This window comes from Sphingomonas caseinilytica, from assembly GCF_023516455.1.
GTDB lineage: Bacteria > Pseudomonadota > Alphaproteobacteria > Sphingomonadales > Sphingomonadaceae > Sphingomicrobium > Sphingomicrobium caseinilyticum.
In genome coordinates, this window is record NZ_JAMGBA010000002.1 from 853,081 (window position 1) to 874,386 (window position 21,306).

Below are 21,306 nucleotides of genomic sequence, written 5' to 3' on the forward strand. Positions count from 1 at the left end.
TTCGTGACAGGGGTCGCGGGAAATTTAGTCGATCGGCAGGGAAATGCTGACTTCGGTGCCTTGCCCAGGTGCGGAATCGATCCGCATCTCGCCCCGGTGGCGCTCGACGATATGCTTGACGATGGCGAGGCCGAGCCCGGTACCGCCGGACTCGCGGCTGCGCGCCGAATCGACCCGGTAGAAGCGCTCGGTGAGCCTCGGCAGATGTTCGGGTGCGATCCCGTCGCCGCCATCCTTGACGGAGAACAGGACCCGCTGGCTATCGCCCGCGACCTTCACCGTGATCGCGGTGCACTTGTCGTTGCAGCCATAGCGGATGGCATTTCCGATCAAATTGTCGGCGAGCTGGAGGAGCTGGCCAAAGTCGCCCTTCAGGATCGGAACCGGATCCTCGATCCGCGCCTCGACGCGGCAACCACGCCGGTCGGCATGGACCGTCGAATGCTCGATCGCGATTCGGGCGATCTCACCCATGTCGACTTCTTCGCCGGGGACCCGGTAACGGTCGGCCTCGATGCGCGACAGGCTCATCAGATCTTCGACGATCCGTAGCATTCGCCTCGCTTCGGCCTCGATCGTGGCACCGAATTTCGCACGCATCTCATCGTCGACCGGGCCATTCTCGCCCAGCGTTTCGGCATAGCCGATGATGGTTGCCAAGGGGGTGCGCAGCTCGTGGCTGGCATTGGCCACGAAATCGGTCCGCATTCGCTCGGCGGCCCTGACGATCGATCGATCGGACAGCAGCACCAGCGTGCCGCCGGGTACCGGACGTACCGACAGATGCCACGGCCGCTCCGCCGATCCGATCCCGATCAGTTCCAGGTCCGCCTGCCGGCCGGCCAGGATGGTATCCAGCGCCAGGGGGTGGCGGATTGCAAAGCGAAGGTCGCGGCCCTGGATCATGTTGCCGAGCAGCGACTGCGCCGCCTGGTTCGCGCCCTTGACCTTGCCGGAACCGACGATCAGCGCCGGCTCGTCGATGGCATCTAGGATGGCCTGGGAAATGACATCGACAGTCGGCACGGCGCCGATCCTTAATCGGCGATTGAGCGCTGCGCTAGGCTGAGCGGCGAACGCGCTGATGGCGCCGATAAGTACCGACGACGAGAATGAGGAGGATGGGGTAGCTCCAGAACTGGAGCGCCGCACCATAAGCGCGCGGCAGCAGGTCCTGGTCGATGCCCTTAAGCAAATGGCCGATGGACGTCGTCAGCTGCAGGCCTGCCACCCACAGCGGCCAGAACCGGTCAGACCGGAGGGCAACAACGACGAATCCGGCCAATACGGCGAGGTCGACCAGCATCAGGCCTTCCTCGACGCCTGCATAGCGTTGGTGGAGCGGCGAGATGGCGAGCAGCGTCGCTAGCGTACCGGCAAGGCAGGTCGCGGCGACGATGCGCTCATCGGTGCCTCCGCGCAGCCAGGCGTAGAAGCAGACTGCGGCTAACAGCGGGATGAAGATGAATGCGCCAAGCATAGAGACGGAAAGCCGGACCACGAAGTCCGTGGTCCGGTCAATTCCTTTTCCCGATCAGGCGACGACGCGGAGGTCGGCGTGGGCGATTTTCGGCGGGCATTCCTGCGCGTCGCCAAATCCGACGGTACGAAGCCCCGGAACCAACTGCGTCGTTTCCTTCAAGGTCATGTGGCAGTGGGCCATTCCGCCGCGGGCCGTGACCAGGCTCTGAAGCGCGATCGCCAGCTGCTCGAAGGCCTCGTGACCGGTTGCGGTCGAAACGCCCATTGTCGCTCGGGCGCGGATCATCCGGCCTTGCAGGTCGGCGATTTCCGCCAGTGCCGTCTCAATGGCGTCTTCGACAGTGCGAACCTGGGTTGCTACATCGAAGGCGGCGTTTTCGATCATCTGTTTGCGCATGGCATATCTCCCCTTGGCGCGAGGAGACCCGCGCCAGGCCGTAATCAGCAATATTGACTGGAGGTGACGGCCTAGCCGCTGATCATCCTGGAGAGGCTTTCCAGACCGGCAAGGTACATTCCCGCCGAAAAGGTCGCGCCCATTGCGATCAGGACGATCCACACGAGCCGGAGGCCAACGCTCATCTCATTGCTGGGATGGCTCCTCGTTGCAAACGGCAGTTGCAGGGGGGAGCTTCGTCCTTCCGGACTTTGCTCGGTCAAGTTACCGGGGGACTGAGCCCCCCCTGCACGGTCTGCGTGCCGAATCTGAGTGCGGACCGTGCCGTCTTCCTGACCTTGCCGAGCGTCGGGGTCGATGTACGGCGATTGATGTATCAAACGCTGATATATGGGGTGATCGACGGGAAGCTCATCCGCGACCATGCGCGCGGCGTCGCCCCGGCGCTCTACGCCAAGCTTGTCCAGGGCGCCCCGGATCCGTTGATCGACCGTATGGGGGCTGATCCCCAGCTTGGATGCGATTTCCTTGCTGCTGTAATGGCGGTCAACCAACAGCAGGCACTCGATCTGGCCTTCAGTAAGCCGAGCGACTGGCGAATCCTGATTATTGATTCGGCCGGGCTCTTCAACGCGATCAGACACCATCAGGTGCACCAATATTCCTTCCGAGCATGGAACAAGTGCTGGAACAGACTCCCCCGTGAAATCCCTTAGTCGAATCCGCAGAAATGCTCAAATTTTGATTGATGTTAACAAGCATCAAGTTGGCTGGTTAGGAAGTCCAACGCTTGACTGCCAAGATTAGCTGTCGAGCTGCGCCAGCAGAGCTTACGAACTGCCGAATTCTGCTGCTGGCGAAGGGTGATGGTGGACAGGGCTGGATTCGAACCAGCGTAGGGCGAAGCCCGGCAGATTTACAGTCTGCTGCCTTTAACCACTCGGCCACCTGTCCAGGTGTTGCCAGGCATCGCCAGTCCGGGGACCGGCAAGCATGACGGGCAGGCGGGCCATGTGGCCGCCAGAAGGTGCGCTGTCAACCTAGGGTTGAACGAGGTTGTTGCCGCTTCGCTTTCGCTCTGCGCGCTCCAGTCGCCGCGCTCGTTATACTCGCGCGCGCTCCAAATTTTTTCAGTCCCCCGGACTGATAAAATTTGGAGCGGGTGAAGGGAATCGAACCCTCGTCGTAAGCTTGGAAGGCTTCTGCTCTACCATTGAGCTACACCCGCCCGGTGCGCCTCGGGCCGAGGGCCTTTGCCATTGCCCCTAGCGATCCGTCAATGGTCAGTTGCCGGCCATCTTCACCAGCACGATCCCCGAAGCCATGATCGACGCGGCGACCAGAAGGATCAGCAGGACCATGAAACCCTGGCCCTCCTTGCGGTCGGCGATGGCGCGCTCGTTGAGATAATAGCGCCCGTCGCTCGTGGTCTTGACCGTCCCTTCGGCCACCGCCTGGTCGAGCAGTTCCTTTTCCTTGCCAGTAAGGTCCAGCGCCACCGCGCTCGTCGGCCCGGTGGCCTTGGCCTTCGTCAGGCGGCCCTCAATGGCCTCTTCGACTTCCTGTTGCCGGGAAGCGGCGATCAGCGCGGCAGTGATTGCAGGGTTGGACATGATGGCTCCCTCTTGTTCCCAATCTAGGCAATTGCGGTTGCGCCGCCAAGGAACGACTCCGCGCTCCGTCGATTGAATCGCGCGGACAGGCTTTGGAGATATTGAATGGCTGCGCGTCCGACCTGGCGCGGGATCATCAAGCTGGTGCTGGTTTCGATCCCGGTGGAAATCTATCCCGCCACCAAATCCGGAAAGTCGATCGCCTTTCACCAGGTGCATGAACCCAGCGGCAAGCGCGTCCGCTACGAAAAGGTCGTGCCCGGGATTGGGCCGGTCGACCGGGACGAGATCCTCAAGGGCTTTGAGATTTCGAAGGGCAATTACGTCCTGCTAGACCCCGAGGAGATCGAGAAGGTCAAGCTGGAGAGCCGCAAGACGCTCGACCTCACCCAGTTCGTCGACCTGACCGACATCGACCCCATCTATTACGACAAGCCCTATTATGTGGTGCCCGCCGACGATTTGGCGGAGGAAGCCTTCGTCGTCCTTCGCGAGGCCCTCAAGAAGACCAAGAAGGTCGGCATTGGCCAGCTCGCAATGCGGGGCCAGGAATATGTCGTGAGCCTTAAGCCTTGCGGCCGCGGCATGGTGCTGGAGACGCTCCGCTACGCCGACGAGGTCAACAAGGCGGCGAGCTATTTTCGCGACATTGGCGACGCCAAGCCCGACGCCGACCTGCTCGAAATGGCGGAAAGCCTGATCGACAAGAAGTCGAGCGACTTCGACGCCAAGGAATTCGAGAACCGCTACATCGACGCCCTGAAGAAGCTGATCGCGGAGAAGCAGAAGAAGAAGGGCAAGCGGGTCATCCAGGACGATGAGCCTGACCGCGTCCCGAAGGGCTCCAACGTCATCGACCTGATGGCGGCGCTCAAGAAGAGTCTTGGCGACGACAAGCCGAAGGCGAAGCCAGCGGCCAAGCGTACCGCGGCGAAGCCGGCACCGCGCCGTGCCGCGGCGAAGAAGTCCGCTCCGAAGCGTGCAGCCGGCCGACGGTAGACATGGCCTCTCGCAAGCTCGACATCCAAACCTACAATCGCAAGCGCGACTTCTCGAAGACGAAGGAGCCCAAGGGCCGCAAGCTCAAGGGGAAGGGCGACAGTTTCGTTGTCCAGAAGCATGATGCGTCGCGACTTCACTGGGACTTCCGGCTGGAGCTGGACGGCGTGCTGAAGAGCTGGGCAGTGCCCAAGGGCCCGTCGCTGGACCCCGACGACAAAAGGCTTGCGGTCCGGACCGAGGACCATCCGCTCGACTATGGCGAGTTCGAAGGGGTCATTCCCAAGGGCGAATATGGCGGCGGCACGGTGATGCTCTGGGACAAGGGCCGCTGGGAGCCAGAGCCCGGCAAGGACCCGAGTAAGACGATCGAGGAGGGCCACCTCCACTTCACGCTCGATGGCGAGCGGATGAAGGGCGAGTGGGTGATGTTCCGCCTGAAGCCGAAGCCCGGCGAGCGGCAGGAACCCTGGATGCTGAAGAAGGTCGACGATGATTTCGCCAAGCCGGACGAGGGCGAAGCGCTGGTCGAGCAATGCGTCACCAGCGTCACGACCGACCGCAGCATGGCGGAGATCGCGGCGGCGGCCGACGTGTGGCATTCCAACCGCAAGGCCACCGGCAAGACCGGGCGCGCCAAGCGCAAGACCGGCGTCGGGCCGCCGCCTTTCCAGGCGCCGCAGCTCGCGACGCTGGTCGATGAGGTTCCGGCCGGCAGTGATTGGCTCCACGAGTATAAATATGACGGCTATCGCCTGCTGGTTTCGACTGCTGGCGGGGCCGCTACCGCGTGGACGCGCAACGGCAACGACTGGAGCGACAAGTTCCGCTCGATCGTCCGCGCCGCCGCCAAGCTTCCACCCGGCTGCCTGATCGATGGCGAAGCCGTCGCGCTCGACAAGAAGGGCAAGCCAAGCTTCCAGCTGCTCCAGGCGACGTTGAAGGGAGGGGACGCGGAGCTCGCTTATTATGCATTCGACCTGCTGGTGGATCAGGGCGAGGACATCACCGGCCTTCCCAACATCGAGCGCAAGGAGCGGCTCGCGGCGCTGCTTAAGCCTGTCAGCCCGCCGATTCTTTATGGCGATCATGTAATCGGCAAGGGCGAGAAGCTGTTCGACGCCATCTGCAAGGAAGGCGGCGAAGGCGTCATCTCGAAGAAGGCCGAGGCGACTTATGCCGGCAAGCGATCGAAGAACTGGCTGAAGATCAAATGCATCCAGCGGCAGGAATTCGTGATCGTCGGCTGGCAGGACAGCGACAAGCGAAAGGGCTTCCGCTCGCTCCATCTGGCGGCGCGCGACGGGCGCAAGCTCAAATATGCCGGAAAGGTCGGCACCGGCTTCGACACGAAAATGATCCAGGACCTGCGCGACCGGATGGAACCGATGGAAATCCACGAACCGGCGGTGGACGTGCCGCGGTCCGCGCGGCGCTCGTCGCACTGGATCGAACCGAAGCTGGTCGCCGAGGTCGCGTTCACGGAATTCACCCGGGATGCTACGCTTCGCCATCCGAGCTTCATCGCGCTTCGCGAGGACAAGCCGGCAAGGGAGGTCGTGCTGGAGAAGCCGAAGAAACTCTCGACCGTCGCCAAGTCGAAGAAGGCGGACGCGGCGTCCGACAGTTTCGGGATCGAGATCAGCAATCCCGACCGGGTCATTTATCCGGGGGACGGCCTGACCAAAGGCGACCTTGCCGCCTATTACGCTGCGGTCGAATCCCTGATGCTGGTCGACATGGCCAAGCGGCCGATCAGCCTGGTCCGCTGCCCGCAAGGCCGCGCCAAGCAATGCTTCTTCCAGAAGCACGACAGCGGGGCGATGGGTCCGCACGTAAAACACGTCCCGATCGAGGAAAGCGACGGCGACGTGGCGGACTATCTCTACGTCCAGGACGCGAAGGGGATTCTCGCCTGCGTGCAGATGGGGACGATCGAATTCCACGGCTGGGGAAGCCGCGTGGCCAAGCTGGAATACCCAGACCGCCTGGTGTTCGATCTCGATCCCGACGAAGGCCTCGACTTCAAAAAGGTGAAGGAAGCGGCACTGAGGCTCCGCGCCCTACTTGCCGACCTTGGCCTCGTCACTTTTCCGCTGCTGACCGGCGGGAAGGGCATCCACGTTATCGCCCCACTCGACCGTTCAGCCGACTGGCCCAAGGTCAAAAGCTTCGCCGAACGGTTCAGCCGCGCCATCGCCGAGGCCGAGCCCGATACCTTCACCGCCAACATCCGCAAGAACCAGCGTAAGGGCCGCATCTTCCTCGACTGGTTACGCAACCAGCGCGGCGCGACGGCGATCATGCCCTATTCGGCCCGCGCCCGCGACGGCGCACCGGTTGCCGCGCCGATCGCCTGGGAGGAGTTGGAGAAGGTCAAAAGCGGGGCGACATATTCGATCCGCGATGCAGACGAACTGATCGAGCGGGCGAGTTCCAAGCAACTCGCTGGCTGGGGAGAGGCCATGCAAAAGCTTCCCAAGGCCTGACTTGGCTTGGCGATCGGCGTCGCCTAGCAATTGCCGATGCGTCCGCTTGTACTACCGCTCGCCCTGTTCCTTGTCGCCGCAGCGCCGCCGCCGGAGCTTTCGACGTGGCAAAGCCAGGCGGCGAAGGTCACCATCACCCGCGACGATTTCGGCATCGCCCATATCAATGGCCCGACCGACGCCGATGCCGTGTTCGGAATGATCTACGCGCAAGCCGAAGATGATTTCCCGCGGATCGAAGCCAATTACCTGACCGCATTGGGCCGCACCGCCGAGGCGGAAGGGGAGGCAGCGATCTGGAAGGATCTCCGCGCCCGACTCTATGTCAGCGAGGAGGAGCTGAAGGCCGGCTATGCAAACAGCCCCGACTGGCTGAAGAAGCTGATGGATGGGTGGGCGGCGGGCCTCAACTATTATCTCGCCACCCATCCGGAGGTGAAGCCGAAGGTGCTGAAACGGTTCGAGCCCTGGATGGCGCTGAGCTTCACCGAAGGAAGCATCGGGGGCGATATCGAACGCATCGACCTGAATGGGCTGACACAATTCTACGGTGGCAAGGCGGTGAAGACCGCGTTCGCGGCCTATGATCCGGAGCCCCGAGGCTCCAACGGGATCGCGATTGCGCCCTCCCTGACCCGCGACGGCAAGGCGCTGCTCCTCATCAATCCGCACACCAGCTTTTTCTTCCGATCGGAATCGCAGGTCACAAGCGGGGAAGGGCTCAATGCCTATGGTGCAGCGACCTGGGGGCAGTTCTTCATCTACCAGGGCTTCAACGCCAAGGCCGGGTGGATGCACACGTCCAGCGGCGTCGACAGCACCGATGAATTTGTCGAGACCGTTTCGGAGAAGAAGGGCAAGCGCTCCTATCGCTATGGATCGGAGTGGCGCGACATCAAAACCCGTCCGATCGCCATCAAATATCGGAAAGCCGACGGCAGTATCGCGGAACGGCGCTTCACGACTTATCGGACGCACCATGGTCCGATCGTCCGGGCAGAGGGGGGCAAGTGGGTCGCCTTCAGGATGATGGACAATCCGGTTTCGGCGCTGCAGCAGAGCTATCTTCGCACCAAGGCGACTGATCTTGCTCATTTCCTCGAAATCGCACGGATCCGCGCCAACAGTTCGAACAACACGATCTTCGCGGATTCGACGGGCACGATCGCCTATTTCCACGCGCAGTTCGTCCCGCGCCGCAACGATCGCTTCGACTATACGAAGCCGGTCGACGGCAGCGACCCTGCAACCGATTGGACATCTCTCCATAATCTGGTCGACCTTCCGAACGTCATCAGTCCGCCCAACGGATGGGTGCAGAATACGAACAACTGGCCCTATTCTTCGGCCGGCGCCTTCAGTCCCAAGGCGAAACATTATCCGCGCTACATGGATACGTACGGAGAGAATTATCGCGGGCTTCATGCGGTCAGGCTGCTGGAGCGTAGCAAGGGTTGGACGCTCGAAGGATTACAGGCGGCCGCCTACGACAGTCTCCAGCCTGGCCTCGAGGTTCTGATTCCTGGGCTGGTCCGGGCGTGGGAGCAGTCGCCGGACAGCGAACGCAAACGTGCGTTGGCGGCGCCGATCGCGCTGCTTCGTGACTGGAATTATCGCTGGAGCAGCGAATCCACCGCCGAATCGCTGGCGATGTTCTGGACGGATGAAATGATGAAGGCGCTCGGCGGCTCTGCCGACGAACCGATCAATCACAAGACCATGCGGCTTGCCAGGGACGTCCCGCCGGACGGTCAGTTGCAGGCGCTGGACAAGGCCATCGCTCGCCTCACCAGCGACTTCGGCGGGTGGCAGGTGCCGTGGGGCGAGATTAATCGATTCCAGCGGATTTCGCCGGCAATCGATCATCCATTCAGCGATAAGGCTCCCAGCATAGCGCTGCCCTTCGCGTCCGGTCGCTGGGGATCGCTGGCGTCCGTCGGTTCCGAAGCAAAGCCGGGTACCAGGCGCTGGTACGGGACGAGCGGCAACAGCTTCGTTGCGGTGGTCGAATTCGGGCCGCGCGTTCGGGCAAGGGCAGTCAGCGCCGGCGGCGAGAGCGGAAACCCGTCATCGCCCCATTTCAATGACCAGGCGGCGCGCTACGCCGCGGGCGCCCTTCGGCAGGTCTATTTCTATCCCGACGAGCTACAGGGCCACATCGAGCGGACCTACACGCCGGGCGAGTGACCCGTCATTGCGAGCATAGCAGCAATCCAGTCTGGATTGCCGCGTCGCTGCGCTCCTCGCAATGACGGCTTAATTCCCCGCGAACTTGTCCGTCGCGCGGATCAGGCCGTCGAGGACGCCCGGCTCGTTGTAAAGGTGTCCGCCGTCGGGGACGATGTTGAGCTCGACCTCCGGCCAGGCGCGCTTCAACTCCCAGGCCGCGCGGGGCGGGGTGCAGCAGTCGTGCCGGCCCTGGACGATGACGCCGGGAATTCCGCGCAGCTTTTTCGCGCCCTCCAGCAGCTGGCCTTCTTCCAGCCAGCCGCGATGAAGCATGTAGTGATTCTCGATGCGAGCGACCGCGATCGCATGTTGGTCCTCGGTGAACTCGGCCAGCATTTCCTCATCGGGCAGCAGGGTGACGGTAACTCCTTCCCACTTGCTCCATGCCTTCGCCGCACGAAGCTGCACCTGGTGATCGTCGCTGGTCAGCAGCCGGCGATAAGCACCCACCAGATCGCCGCGTTCCTCCTGCGGCACCGGGGCCAGGAATTCGTCCCAGCCGTCCGGATAAAGCTCCGACGCGCCGTAGCGATAGAGCCAGTCGAGCTCGCTCTGTCCGAACAGGAAGATGCCGCGGAGAACCAGTTCCGTGACCCGGTCAGGATGGGTCTGGGCATAGGCAAGGCTTAAGGTCGAACCCCAGCTTCCGCCGAACACCATCCATTTTTCGACGCCGCACATTTCGCGCAGCCGCTCGATGTCGTCGACCAGGTGCCAGGTCGTGTTGGCATCCAGGTTGGCATGCGGGGTGGAATTGCCCGCGCCGCGCTGGTCGAATAGCAGCACGTCATATTTGGCCGGGTCGAACTGGCGGCGATGGTTGGGGCTGATCCCTCCGCCCGGGCCGCCGTGCAGGAAGACGGCCGGCTTGGCGCCCGGCGTCCCGCTCCGCTCCCAGTAAAGCTGGTGACCTTCGCCGACGTCCAGCATGCCCGAGTCATAGGGCTGGATTTCCGGGTAGAGGGTGCGGCGTTCGGTCATCACATTCTCCGGACAGAAAAATGGCGGCGGTTGCCGTAACGCACCCGCCGCCACTTTGCGACTGTTTAGAACTTAACGCCCAGCTCGACGCCCCATATGCGCGGCTCGTTGACCATCGCGGTGAGGTTGTTGAAGTCGATGGCGCTGACCGCGCTTTCGTCGTTGGTGATGTTGCGGACGAAGCCGGCGACATCATAACGATCGGTCTTGTAACCGATGCGAAGACCGCCCTCGAGCAGCTGGTCGTCCGTGAACTCCACCGATTCATAGAGGAAGAAGTTGATCTTCGAGCGGTGGTACCAGTCGGTGAAGACGTAAAGCGAACCCGGCCCGACCGGATATTCGTAACCGGCGGTCCAGTTGATCGTCCACTTCGGTGCCTGGGGCAGCGAGTTGCCGTCGATGAACACGTTGGTTGGATGAAGCGGGTCGATCGGATCGAGCACCGTGCAGGCAGGAACCGAGCCGCAAGGTTCGACGGTCAGGTCGTCGTCGTGGATCTTGGTCTTGTTGTAGCTGAGACCGGCCGTCAGCGAGAGGCCGGTTACGGGGCGTGCCTCGAGCTCGGCTTCGAAGCCGCTGCCCTTCACCGCATCGGCGTTGAGCAGCAGGTTGGCGTTCTGCACGCCGCCAACCGCTGACAGCTGCAAATCCTTGGTCTTGAAGAAATAGCCGGTCAGGTTGAAGCGCAGTTTGCGATCGAACAGGACGGTCTTGATGCCCGCCTCGTACGACATGGTCGTTTCGCTGTCGGCGATCGAGGGATCGCGATCGAACAGGATGCGGCCCTGCAGCGACGGTGCGCGATAGCCCTTGGCGATGCGCGCATAGATGTTGATGTCCTGGTTCAGCTCATGGATTGCGCTGACGTCCCAGGTGAGGACGCTGTCGTCGGCCTCGATTGTCTGTTCCGGAACCGGGCCGCCGCCGATGAAATCGGGACGGAGGTCGAATTCGCGGTCGGCAGTCAGCTCCTTGTCGTCGCTGTTCCAGCGCGCTCCGGCCTGCAGCTTCAGGCCGTTGTCGAATGCATAGTTCAGCGAGCCGAAGACGCCCCAAGCCTTGCTGTCCTGGTGCTGACGAACGATAGCCGACGGGTCGGTCGCCGTTGGCGCGCCGAAGTCGAAGCTTTCGATTTCCAATTCTTCGTTGAAGTAGAAAACGCCGGCTTGGTAGCCGAGGCCGCCGCTGTTGTTCGAAGCGATGCGGACTTCCTGGGTGAACTGGTCGAGGTCCGGAATGTCGTCCTGGCTCTGCGCCGCGAACGGAATGAAGCCCGGCTCGCTGTTGTCCGTGAAGCCCGGCCCGCAGAATGAGCAGCCGAAGCCGCCATCGATGTCGCCGCGGCTCTTAAGCTTTCCATGCCAATAGCTGGTGATCGAATAGAGCGTTACCGGACCGAAATCATATTCGATGTTGCCCGCGATATTCTGGGTCTTCAGCTTCTGGAAGTTGAGGCCGTCAGTAATCACCTCGTCGCGCTTGAAGTCGCCGCCGTCGAGCCCGATCAGGTTGTTCGTGCCTGGCTCGATCGCATTGGCGCGGAAAATGCGTGCGTCGCCGTCAAGGTCGCGCAGCTGGCCGGTCACGCGAAGCGTCAGCTGGTCGTTCGGCTGCCACTGCATTTGGCCACGGATCGCGAAATCGTCATATCCCTCGAGGTCGTTGCTGCCTTCCTCGGCGAGGTTGTCGATCCAGTCACTCCGGTGCTGCCACAGGCCCGACACACGGACGGAGACGCCTTCGCCGACTTCGCCGCCGACCGCGGCCTCGGCATTGACCGTCGAATAGCTGCCGTAGCTCAGGCGGGCATAGTTATGGTTGTTCCGGTCCGGACGAACGGTGTCGAACTTGACGATGCCGGCGGGTGTGTTGCGGCCGAACAGCGTGCCCTGCGGGCCGCGCAGCACTTCGATCCGGTCGACGTCGAACGCCGGGAAGCCCTTCAGGATCGGGTTCTCCAGGACGACGTCGTCATAAACCAGGCTGACGGGCTGCGACGCGTTCAGGTCGAAGTCGGTGTTGCCGAGGCCGCGAATGTAGAAGCGCGGGAAGGTCCGGCCGAAAGAGCTTTCGATGTTGAGGCTGGGAACGCGTCCGGAAAGGCCGCGAATGTCCGCGCCGCCCGACATGACGGCATCCAGCGTCTTCTCGTCAACGGTCGCAACCGACACGGGAATGTCTTGCAGGTTCTCGGCGCGGCGGGTTGCGGTGACGACGATATCGCCGACGCCCTGGTCGCCCGCGGTGTCAGCAGTCGGAGCGGGCTGCGCAGCTTCGGTCGTCTCCTGGGCGAATGCCGGCGTGGTTGCGAATGCGCAGGCGGTTGCCAGCGCGATGAGCGAAGTCTGAGAGGTGCGGCGCATCGTCGTCTTTCTTGAAAAGCCAGCGGACGCGGCCCCGTTCAAGAAGTGCCCCGCCCCGATGCGTCTAGTGCCTCTACGTGTGCTTACATGCGAGTCAATGTGACGGGCGCGTTACGTGACATTTTCGCGCGCGTTGCGATGAATCCGCCACAGCGTTTTTAGAAGCTGAATTCCTCGTAAACATGAGAGAGATCGCCGTGCCAATCGCCATGGTAGCGATCGAGCAGGCGGTCGGCGAATGTCTTGCCGCTGGCGACCACGTCGCGCAGCGGATCGAGGAAGCCGCCCTCATTATCGCCTGCCGAATTGAGGTTCGCCCGCTCGGTGAGGCCGGCTGCCGCGATCTCCAGTACCTGCTGCGCAAGGTCACGGACGGTGCCGCCACCCGGCACCTCGGCATCGAGCGCCTGGCGCGGGACGGCATGGCGCAGCGCCTCGCGCTCCTCGATCGACCAATGTTTGCACAGGTCCCACGCTGCATCGAGCGCGCTCTGCGAATAGAGAAGGCCGACCCACAGCGCGGGGAGGGCGCAGATCCGGCCCCAGCGCCCGCCGTCCGCTCCGCGCATCTCGAGGAAGCTCTTCAGCCGCACTTCGGGGAAGGCGGTGGACAGATGGTCGGTGAAATCGGCGATCGTCGGCTTTTCACCCGGAAGCGCGGGCAGCTTGCCTTCAAGGAAGTCGCGGAAGCTTTGGCCGGCCGCGTCGATATATTGGCCGTCGCGGAAGACGAAATACATCGGCACGTCGAGCGCATAGTCGCAATATCGTTCGTAACCGAAGCTTTCGTCGAACACGAAGGGCAGCATGCCGGTACGGGCCGGGTCCGTGTCTTCCCAGATATGGCTTCGAAAGCTCTTGTAGCCGTTGGGCCTGCCTTCGGTGAACGGCGAATTCGCGAACAGGGCGGTCGCGACCGGCTGCAGCGCTAGTCCGACGCGGAATTTCTTTACCATGTCGGCTTCAGAACGATAGTCCAGATTAACCTGAATGGTACATGTGCGAAGCATCATGTCCAGGCCGAGGTTGCCGACTCTCGGCATGTGGCGAAGCATGATGCCGTAGCGGCCCTTCGGCATGATCGGCAGTTCGGAGCGCGCCTTGTCCGGCCACATGCCAAGGCCGAGGAAGCCAAGGCCCAGCCGGTCGCCGATCGCCTTTACCTGCTGGAGGTGCCGTCCACTCTCCGCGCAGCTTTCGTGCAGGTCGCGGAGCGGCGCTCCCGACAGCTCCAGCTGCCCGGCCGGTTCAAGGCTGATCGTGCCGTCCACGCCCGTCAGCGCGATGATCTTCCCGCCTTCCTCGACCGGCTGCCAGCCGAACTCGGTCAGGCCGACGAGGAGGTCGCGAATGCCGCCGGGCTCGTCCCAGCTGGGCGCGCGATGATCGTCGAGACGGTAGACAAATTTCTCATGCTCCGTCCCGATCCGCCATGCCTCGCGCGGCTTTTCCCCGCCCTGGAATACGGAAAGCAGATCGTCGCGGCTCTCGATCGGCGGGCTCGCCGACAGGTCGGTACGGGTCGTCATCGGCGACGCGTCTAGCCGGGAGCCGCAACCCGCGCCAGCACCTTCCGCTTAATGACCCAAGCAATGCCGCTTATCGCCAATCGCCGGCCGCCGACATCCACGCCGCGACCGCGGCCAAAGCCGCCGTTTCGGCGCGAAGGATGCGGGGTCCAAGACTGACGGCGGTCGTATTCCGCGCGGAACGGATTGTTGCGGCTTCCTCAGAAGTGAATCCGCCTTCAGGGCCGGTCAGGATCAGGGCAGGGCCGGCCTTGAACGTCACTGCCGCCTGTTCACCGCCTGTCTCGTCGGCGAAGTAGAGCGTGCGGCCCGTATCGCGCTGCTTGAGGAACGCATCGAGCCGCACCGGCTCGTCGATATCCGCCAGCGCGGTCCGGCCGCATTGCTCCGCCGCCTCGATGATGTGCGCACGCATCCGGTCGAGGTTCAGCTTGTCGACGATGGTCCTTTGGGTGACGACCGGCAGCAGGCGCGCGACACCGAGCTCCACGGCCTTCTCCACTAGCCAGTCGACGCGGCCTTTCTTGACCGGAGCGAAGGCAAGCCAAAGATCAGGCGCTGCTTCCTGCGGGCGGGTCGGCTCCGTGACCGATAGCGTCATGCGCTTCTTGCCCGCCTCGGCAATCTCGGCCAGCCATTCGCCGGACATGCCGTCGAAGACGAGCAGCCGGTCGCCTTCCTTCAGGCGCATGACATTGCCGAGATAATTGGCCTGCGCTGCGTCCAGGTTGACGCGTGCGCCAGCCTCGAGCGGAGTCTCGACATAAAGGCGCGGAAGGCTTTTCGGCGGCCAGGCGGGCGTAGCGGGCATTGGCGCTTCCTAGCCGAAGGCCTGGTGATAGGCGACGGTGCCGCTTGGCATGCCGCCACCAAAGGAAAGCCCCTGGAAATATTCGGGCGGTATCCCCGGAAAGGCGAGGCGCGCGACAGTCTGGAACCCGAAGCGCTGGTAATAGGCGGGTTCGCCGACGAGCACGCATCCCGCCGCACCCTCGTTCCGCAGCATCTCGAGACCGCTTCGGATCAGCCGCGAACCGATCCCGTCGCCTTGTCGATCTGGCAGCACCGCAACGGGGCCAAGGCCGAACCAGCCCAGGTCCGCGCCGTCGATGGTCACCGGGGAAAATGCGATATGGCCGACGAGCTCGCCCGCATCCTCGGCGACCAGCGAAATGTTCAGCGCCCCGGCCTCGCGAAGCCTTTCGACGATCGAGGCCTCCGTACCGTCGCGGTGCGGGGCGTTCAGAAACGCGGCTTCGATCACCGCAGCAATCGCGCCCTCGTCTCCGGGCCGCTCTGGTCGAATGTTCATGTCCTCATAATCGTCATTCCCGCGAAAGCGGGAACCCAGCGCGACAAAAAAACTGGGGCCCATGGCGAAAACCAGCACCGTTTGGGGAACGGTGCGTTTTCACCATTTCGCGGGGATGACGAAGAGGATTAAGTGGCCCCATGCCCATCGACCTTATCTGCCTCGATGCCGACGACACGCTTTGGCATAATATGCGCTTCTTCCACGCGACGCAGGACGCGCTGGTGCGGATGCTGGAGCCGTTCGCGGATGCCGGGATCGCGCGGTCATCGCTTGAGGCATGCGAGATCCGCAACCTCGGCCTGTTCGGCTACGGCGCCAAGGCTTTCACCCTGTCGATGATCGAAACCGCGCTGGATCTCAGTGGCGACGATGTTCCGGCGTCCGTGATCCGAGAGATTCTGGAGGCGGGGAAAGCGCTTCACGCCCATCCGGTAGAACTATTCGAGGGCACGGAGGAAACACTGACCGCATTGGCCGAGCGGGCCCGGTTGGTGCTGGTGACCAAGGGCGACCTGTTCCATCAGGAGGCCAAGCTCGCCGCCTCGGGGCTCGGCGACCTCTTCTCCGGCATTGAAATCGTCAGCGACAAGAAGCCGGAAACATTCACCGGCATTTTCGACCGCAACGCCGTGGAGCCCGGGAACGCGCTGATGGCAGGGGATTCAATGCGTTCCGACATCATCCCGGCACTCGAGGCCGGGGCATGGGCCGCCTACATCCCGCAGCCGCTCGGCTGGAGCCATGAGCAGCGACCGGCGCCAAGCGACAATCCCCGCTTCGTCGAGCTTCCGTCCTTGGCGGCTCTGGTCAACTGGCTCGACCGCGCCGAGGCTGCGTGACAGTCACGGACCTCGTCCCCGACAGCGAGCGAACTGGGCTTATCGGCGGATTGCCGCGTGCAATGCGGCCCTACGCTTCCTTGATGCGGCTCGACCGGCCGATCGGCACCTGGCTGCTATATTGGCCATGCGCGTGGAGCGTTGGACTGGCAGGAGTACGAGGCGAATGGACCTTATTCCTCTGGTTCCTGCTCGGGGCCTTCGCGATGCGTTCGGCGGGCTGTGTTTACAACGACATCGTCGACCGGGACCTGGACCGCCGGGTCGAGCGCACCCGGCTCCGCCCGCTGGCATCGGGACGTGTATCGCCAAGGGCGGCATGGGCGCTGACGATTGGTCTATCGCTGATCGGCCTCGTCGTGCTGCTGCAACTCCCTCGCGTCGCGCAGCTTGTCGCACTTCTCAGCATTCTCCCGGTCGCCGCTTATCCGTTCATGAAGCGGATCACCTGGTGGCCGCAGGCCTGGCTCGGATTGGTGTTCAGCTGGGGGGCGCTGGTTGGTTGGCCCGCGGTCACAGGCGAGTTTGCGCTTACTCCACTGCTCCTCTGGATCGGCAGCATTTTCTGGGTGATTGGCTACGACACCCTCTACGCCATCCAGGACATTGAGGATGACGAGCTTGTCGGCGTGAAATCCAGTGCCCGGGCGATGGGCGACAAGGCCAAGCTTGGCGTGGGCATTTGCTATGTCCTGGCACTTGCCGGCTGGTCCTCGGCCATCTGGACCGTACGGCCAGACTGGCTCGCGTTGCTTTCGCTGCTGCCCGCCGCGATCCACCTTGCGCAGCAGGTGGCCAGAATCGAACCGCGCGACGGTGCGGGGTCGCTCGCCCTGTTCCGGTCCAATCGCTTCGCCGGCCTGCTCCTTTTCATCGGCTTCCTTGTCGTCGGCTTGTCGTCGCTCGATTGAGGGCCTAGTCGCGCCCCATGCTCGATCTCCCCGCCGCCCGCGACCGCGCCGCGTCGCTTGTCGAACTCGCCAGAAAGAAGGGCGCCGACGCTGCTGACGCCGTTTACGTCGGTGACCGCTCTCAAGGCGTCAGCGTCCGGCTTGGCCAATTGGAGGACGTTCATCGCAGCGAAGGCGAGGAAATCGGCTTCCGCGTGTTCATCGGCAAGCGCAACGCGACGGTAGCCTCGTCCGATCTTTCCAAAGAAGCGATGCAGACCTTGGTCGAGCGTGCGCTGGCAATGGCCGCCGAAGCGCCGGAGGATCAATATGCCGGCCTGGCACCGGAAGAATTGCTGTTTCGCGGCGTTCCGGCCGACCTCGACCTCGACGATGGCGGAGATCCCGATCCGGCCGAGCTGCGCCAGCGAGCACTGGCCGCCGAGGATGCCGCGCGTGCCATTGAAGGCGTGACGAACAGCGGCGGCGCAGGCGCTTCCGCTTCGGCTTCGACCCTCGCCATCGCCAACAGCAACGGCTTCGCCGCGGCTACAAGGGCCACCGGCTACAGCAATTCGGTGAGCGTCGTCGCGGGTACGGGTTCGACGATGCAGCGCGACTACGCCTGGCATTCGGCGCGGCATCTGGCCGATCTGGAGGCAGCGGAGGAAATCGGCGACCGGGCCGCCCGACGCGCGGTTTCTCGCCTCAATCCGGTCAGCATCAAGGCTGGTGTCATGCCGGTCCTGTTCGATCCGCGCGTCGCGACCACGCTTCTCGGTCACTTCGTCGGCGCCATCAGCGGATCGGCGATCGCGCGGCAGACCAGCTTCCTTCTGGACGCGCTCGAAACGCAGGTTTTCGCGGAAGGAATCACCATCCACGATGATCCATTCCGTAAGCGCGGGCTACGCAGCCGGGCATTTGACGGCGAAGGCCTTCCCGTCCGCGCGATGAATCTGGTCGACGATGGCGTCCTCACCAGCTGGCTGGCAGACAGTGCATCCGCCCGGCAGCTCGGCATCCAGCCTACCGGACATGCTATCCGCGGAGTTTCCGGAAGCCCGGGTGCCGGACCTGCGAACCTTACCATTGCCGCCGGCCAGCGCAGCCGCGAAGACATGATCGCCGGCATCAAGAAGGGCGTTTTGATCACCGAACTTATCGGACAGGGGGTCAATGGGGTCACCGGCGACTATTCACGCGGCGCTGCGGGCTACCTCATCACCGACGGTGAAATCGGCCCGGCTATCGCGGAGATCACCGTCGCGTCCAACCTCAAGCAGATCTTCGCGACCCTTGAGCCGGCGAACGATCTGAGGCTGCGGCGAGGGATCGACAGTCCGACATTGCTGGTGCCGGAAATGACCGTAGCGAGCGCCTGACGCCGTTTGCCCCAGTCCCGGACTGGGAAATCCGTTGAATCGCCAATGGTTTGCAACTGGTAAATGATTCGATAACCTCCCCCGCGGGACGACTCAGTCGGGGGCAATCATGCGCAAGATCAATCAACTGCTTTGCTTTGCAGCGACCGTAACGATTCTGGGGGGAGCGACGCCGGCTTTTGCCAAGGCGGGCGACAAGATCGAGGGAAGCTATATCTGCGTCTTCAAGGAAGGCGCGGTCGGCAAGGACAAGGTGCGGGAACAGGCCGGCAAGGCTGCGGGCAACGGCGTAAAGCATGTCTATGCCAATGCCATTCGCGGATTCTCGGCCTCGGCGCCGGGCCTCACTGCGCAGTTGCTGCGGGGCAAGAACCCGAACATCGCCTATTGCGAGCAGGATCAGGAAGTGGAGGCGATCCAGTCTTCTGACCCGTTCGAGTTCCGCGTGCTCGGCAAGCCCCCAGCGCCCCAGCCATCAGGACAGACCACGCCGTGGGGGATTACGCGCGTCGGTGGCGGTGTGGGCGTTGAGACAAAGGTCGCCAATGCCAGGGCCTTCGTGATCGACACTGGTATCGACCTCACCCACCCGGACCTCAACACGACGTCCAACCTACACGCGAATTTCGTGGCTCGGGAAACATCGCCCAGCGATCTTCATGGGCATGGCACCCACGTTGCGGGAACGATCGCGGCGAAGGCCAATACGATCGGCGTCATCGGGGTAGTGCCGGGCGCTCAGGTAGTTGCCGTTCGTGTGCTCGACCGCCGTGGCAGCGGCACCAACTCCGGCGTCATTGCCGGTGTCGAATATGTCGCGTCCGTGGGGAGGGCCGGAGACGTCGCCAACATGAGCCTCGGCGGGGGCGTGTCTCAAGCCCTCGACGATGCGGTTCGAGGAGCCGCGAGTGTCGTGAAATTCGCGCTGGCCGCCGGCAATGAATCCGAGTCCGCGATGAACCACTCGCCTGCGCGGGCCGGCGGCGTCAGCAATACCGACAATGTCTATACGATCGCATCCTTTGCGCAGGGCGCGAGTGCAACCGACCTGGTCGATCCCTGGTCGAGCTTCTCCAATTACGGAAAGCCGCCGGTTTCGTTCGCTGAACCGGGATCGAGCATCCTGTCGACCTACAAGGGCGGCGGCTATGCAACCATGTCGGGAACGTCGATGGCCACGCCCCATTTCGCGGGCATTCTGCTCGCAGGCAGCAACGCCATCGATGGCCAGGCCGCGGATGGTCGTGGCGGTTCCTACGACATCGGCGTGGTCAAAGCACCGATACGTAAGTGAAACGGCGGTCAGTCGGCCGCCGGTTCAATCTTCGCTAATCCCAGTCTCATGATCTCGATCTTGGGGCAGTGATCCATGACGACCTTGAGGCCTGCCGCTTCGGCGCGGGCGGCGGCCTCCTCGTCGACGACGCCCAACTGCATCCAGACCGCCTTGGCGCCGATGGCGATGGCCTGGTCGACGATCGGGCCGACTTCCGAACTCCGTCGGAAAATGTCGACCATGTCGATCGGTTCGCCGATCTGATCCAGCTCCCGCCAGACATATTCGCCGTGGACATGTTCGCCGGTGATGGTCGGATTAACCGGAATTACGCGATATCCCTGATTTTGCAGGAATTTCATCACCCCATTGCTGGGGCGGTCCGGCCGGTCCGAAGCGCCGACCATGGCAATGGTCCGGACGGACTGCAGGAGGTCGGCGATATCCTGGGAATTGGTTAGCGGCACTTTCTTGAGACCTTTGCTGTGTCCGCCAACAATGCTCTAGGCCGAAACTTTCTCCAGTTCGGCCAATAATTTGATCGCGATGGCCGAAAATGCTTCGGCTGCCGGCCCTTCCCCTGCAGCCGGCGGGCGGCCAGCGTCCGATGCCTCGCGAAGGCTTGTCGACAAGGGCAGCCGTCCCAGGAAGGGCACGCCGAGCCTGGCCGCCGACGCCTCCGCGCCGCCCTGTCCGAACGGATCGCTGGCCTCGCCGCAATGGGGGCACTGATAGCCCGCCATATTCTCGATCAGCCCCAGCACGGGAACACTGGTCTTGCCGAACAGGTCTATGGCACGGGTCGCGTCGATCAGGGACAGGTCCTGGGGCGTCGACACGATCACGGCGCCGGCCGGACGCGCCTTCTGGACCAGCGACAGCTGCACGTCGCCGGTGCCGGGCGGCAGGTCGACGAGGATCAATTCAGCGTCGCCCCAGTCGCCCTCGACCAGCTGATTGAGCGCGCTCGATGCCATCGGCCCACGCCACGCCAATGCGGTATCGGCCGAGACCAGTTGCCCGACCGACAGCAGCCTGATGCCCTGCACTTCGACCGGGATCAGCTTCTCCTTCACCGCCTGCGGCTTTTCGCTGGTTCCAAACAGAGTGGGCTGCGAAGGGCCATAAATGTCCGCGTCGACGATGCCGACGCGCTTGCCCATGCGCGCCAGTGCGACGGCGAGGTTGGCGGTAAGGGTGGACTTGCCGACGCCGCCCTTGCCGGACCCGATGGCGATCAATGTGCGATGCGGCTTGGCCGCGGTCATCGCAACACGCGCTTCGGTAACGCCCGGTACGGCCAGCGCGGCCGCCTTCAGCTTCGCTTCCAGCGATTGCCTTTCCTCGGCGCCAAGCCCGCTGGCGTCTGCAACGATCGTCGCCACATTTCCCGTCAGCTTTCGCGACCGAATCCGCTCCGCTTCCGGCAGCTGATCGAGGGCGGTCAGGACGTCGTCATTAGTCATGGAGCGCGCCTTAGTCGCCTTTTCGACAGGCGGCACTGTTTTTCGGCGAA

General features: G+C 63.3%; 18 protein-coding genes, 2 tRNA genes and 1 pseudogene. 7 read left to right on the plus strand and 14 right to left on the minus strand.

The window, feature by feature from the left end; all coding sequences use genetic code 11:
• Positions 1 to 24 precede the first annotated feature (24 nt).
• The 7 genes and pseudogenes from LZ496_RS10875 to LZ496_RS10905 all read right to left on the minus strand — a co-directional run bounded on the left by LZ496_RS10875 (position 25) and on the right by LZ496_RS10905 (position 3,492).
• Positions 25 to 1,026 (minus strand): ATP-binding protein, encoded by a 1,002-nt coding sequence (locus LZ496_RS10875; protein ID WP_249904700.1) that lies wholly within the window; start codon positions 1,024 to 1,026, stop codon positions 25 to 27.
• Positions 1,027 to 1,060: 34 nt separating this feature from the next.
• Positions 1,061 to 1,480 carry a hypothetical protein gene (locus tag LZ496_RS10880; protein WP_249904701.1) on the minus strand — a complete coding sequence of 140 codons (420 nt, stop codon included), beginning with the start codon at positions 1,478 to 1,480 and terminating at the stop codon, positions 1,061 to 1,063.
• A 54-nt stretch (positions 1,481 to 1,534) separates the two neighbouring features.
• Positions 1,535 to 1,879 carry a hypothetical protein gene (locus tag LZ496_RS10885; RefSeq protein ID WP_249904702.1) on the minus strand — a complete coding sequence of 115 codons (345 nt, stop codon included), beginning with the start codon at positions 1,877 to 1,879 and terminating at the stop codon, positions 1,535 to 1,537.
• Between the two features lie 479 nt (positions 1,880 to 2,358).
• Positions 2,359 to 2,526: pseudogene (locus tag LZ496_RS14080) on the minus strand (helix-turn-helix transcriptional regulator); the annotation flags it as partial.
• A 220-nt stretch (positions 2,527 to 2,746) separates the two neighbouring features.
• A tRNA-Tyr gene (locus tag LZ496_RS10895) sits at positions 2,747 to 2,833 on the minus strand.
• Positions 2,834 to 3,033: 200 nt separating this feature from the next.
• Positions 3,034 to 3,107 (minus strand) — tRNA-Gly (locus LZ496_RS10900).
• Between the two features lie 55 nt (positions 3,108 to 3,162).
• Positions 3,163 to 3,492: a hypothetical protein gene (locus tag LZ496_RS10905; protein WP_249904704.1), complete on the minus strand. Its 330-nt coding sequence runs from the start codon at positions 3,490 to 3,492 to the stop codon at positions 3,163 to 3,165.
• Between the two features lie 105 nt (positions 3,493 to 3,597).
• Here LZ496_RS10905 and ku point away from each other — a divergent pair, with 105 nt between their 5' ends.
• The 3 genes from ku to LZ496_RS10920 are packed head-to-tail and all read left to right on the plus strand — an operon-like array spanning position 3,598 to position 9,167.
• Entirely contained in the window at positions 3,598 to 4,491 is an 894-nt protein-coding gene (gene ku, locus LZ496_RS10910) for a non-homologous end joining protein Ku (protein ID WP_249904705.1), read from the plus strand.
• 2 nt (positions 4,492 to 4,493) lie between these two features.
• On the plus strand, positions 4,494 to 6,980 hold the full coding sequence (gene ligD / locus LZ496_RS10915; RefSeq protein WP_249904706.1) for a DNA ligase D: 2,487 nt from the start codon (positions 4,494 to 4,496) through the stop codon (positions 6,978 to 6,980).
• A gap of 36 nt (positions 6,981 to 7,016) precedes the next feature.
• On the plus strand, positions 7,017 to 9,167 hold the full coding sequence (locus tag LZ496_RS10920) for a penicillin acylase family protein (protein ID WP_249904707.1): 2,151 nt from the start codon (positions 7,017 to 7,019) through the stop codon (positions 9,165 to 9,167).
• Between the two features lie 69 nt (positions 9,168 to 9,236).
• Here the strand turns inward: LZ496_RS10920 and pip are convergent, their stop codons facing one another.
• The 5 genes from pip to LZ496_RS10945 all read right to left on the minus strand — a co-directional run bounded on the left by pip (position 9,237) and on the right by LZ496_RS10945 (position 15,397).
• The gene (pip, locus tag LZ496_RS10925; protein ID WP_249904708.1) at positions 9,237 to 10,190 is read right to left on the minus strand and encodes a prolyl aminopeptidase; all 954 of its coding nucleotides are present in this window, start codon (positions 10,188 to 10,190) and stop codon (positions 9,237 to 9,239) included.
• A gap of 65 nt (positions 10,191 to 10,255) precedes the next feature.
• Complete coding sequence (locus LZ496_RS10930; RefSeq protein WP_249904709.1) at positions 10,256 to 12,556, minus strand: TonB-dependent receptor; 2,301 nt, start codon at positions 12,554 to 12,556, stop codon at positions 10,256 to 10,258.
• 158 nt (positions 12,557 to 12,714) lie between these two features.
• Complete coding sequence (locus LZ496_RS10935) at positions 12,715 to 14,085, minus strand: glutamate--cysteine ligase (RefSeq protein WP_249904710.1); 1,371 nt, start codon at positions 14,083 to 14,085, stop codon at positions 12,715 to 12,717.
• A gap of 70 nt (positions 14,086 to 14,155) precedes the next feature.
• Positions 14,156 to 14,896: a 16S rRNA (uracil(1498)-N(3))-methyltransferase gene (locus LZ496_RS10940; protein WP_249904711.1), complete on the minus strand. Its 741-nt coding sequence runs from the start codon at positions 14,894 to 14,896 to the stop codon at positions 14,156 to 14,158.
• A gap of 9 nt (positions 14,897 to 14,905) precedes the next feature.
• On the minus strand, positions 14,906 to 15,397 hold the full coding sequence (locus LZ496_RS10945) for a GNAT family N-acetyltransferase (protein ID WP_249904712.1): 492 nt from the start codon (positions 15,395 to 15,397) through the stop codon (positions 14,906 to 14,908).
• Between the two features lie 140 nt (positions 15,398 to 15,537).
• On the opposite strand from LZ496_RS10945, the gene LZ496_RS10950 reads away from it, so the two are divergent.
• The 4 genes from LZ496_RS10950 to LZ496_RS10965 all read left to right on the plus strand — a co-directional run bounded on the left by LZ496_RS10950 (position 15,538) and on the right by LZ496_RS10965 (position 19,808).
• Positions 15,538 to 16,239, plus strand: coding sequence for an HAD family hydrolase (locus LZ496_RS10950; protein ID WP_249904713.1), 702 nt, complete (start codon positions 15,538 to 15,540; stop codon positions 16,237 to 16,239).
• Positions 16,236 to 17,150 (plus strand): 4-hydroxybenzoate octaprenyltransferase, encoded by a 915-nt coding sequence (ubiA, locus tag LZ496_RS10955; RefSeq protein WP_249904714.1) that lies wholly within the window; start codon positions 16,236 to 16,238, stop codon positions 17,148 to 17,150. Before LZ496_RS10950 ends, ubiA begins: the two co-directional genes overlap by 4 nt.
• A gap of 17 nt (positions 17,151 to 17,167) precedes the next feature.
• Positions 17,168 to 18,514 carry a TldD/PmbA family protein gene (locus tag LZ496_RS10960; RefSeq protein ID WP_249904715.1) on the plus strand — a complete coding sequence of 449 codons (1,347 nt, stop codon included), beginning with the start codon at positions 17,168 to 17,170 and terminating at the stop codon, positions 18,512 to 18,514.
• A 109-nt stretch (positions 18,515 to 18,623) separates the two neighbouring features.
• On the plus strand, positions 18,624 to 19,808 hold the full coding sequence (locus tag LZ496_RS10965) for a S8 family serine peptidase (protein WP_249904716.1): 1,185 nt from the start codon (positions 18,624 to 18,626) through the stop codon (positions 19,806 to 19,808).
• A gap of 8 nt (positions 19,809 to 19,816) precedes the next feature.
• Here LZ496_RS10965 and LZ496_RS10970 read toward each other — a convergent pair whose 3' ends face one another.
• Complete coding sequence (locus LZ496_RS10970; protein WP_249904717.1) at positions 19,817 to 20,257, minus strand: CoA-binding protein; 441 nt, start codon at positions 20,255 to 20,257, stop codon at positions 19,817 to 19,819.
• A gap of 36 nt (positions 20,258 to 20,293) precedes the next feature.
• Positions 20,294 to 21,256 carry an Mrp/NBP35 family ATP-binding protein gene (locus LZ496_RS10975; RefSeq protein WP_249904718.1) on the minus strand — a complete coding sequence of 321 codons (963 nt, stop codon included), beginning with the start codon at positions 21,254 to 21,256 and terminating at the stop codon, positions 20,294 to 20,296.
• Positions 21,257 to 21,306: the final 50 nt, after the last annotated feature.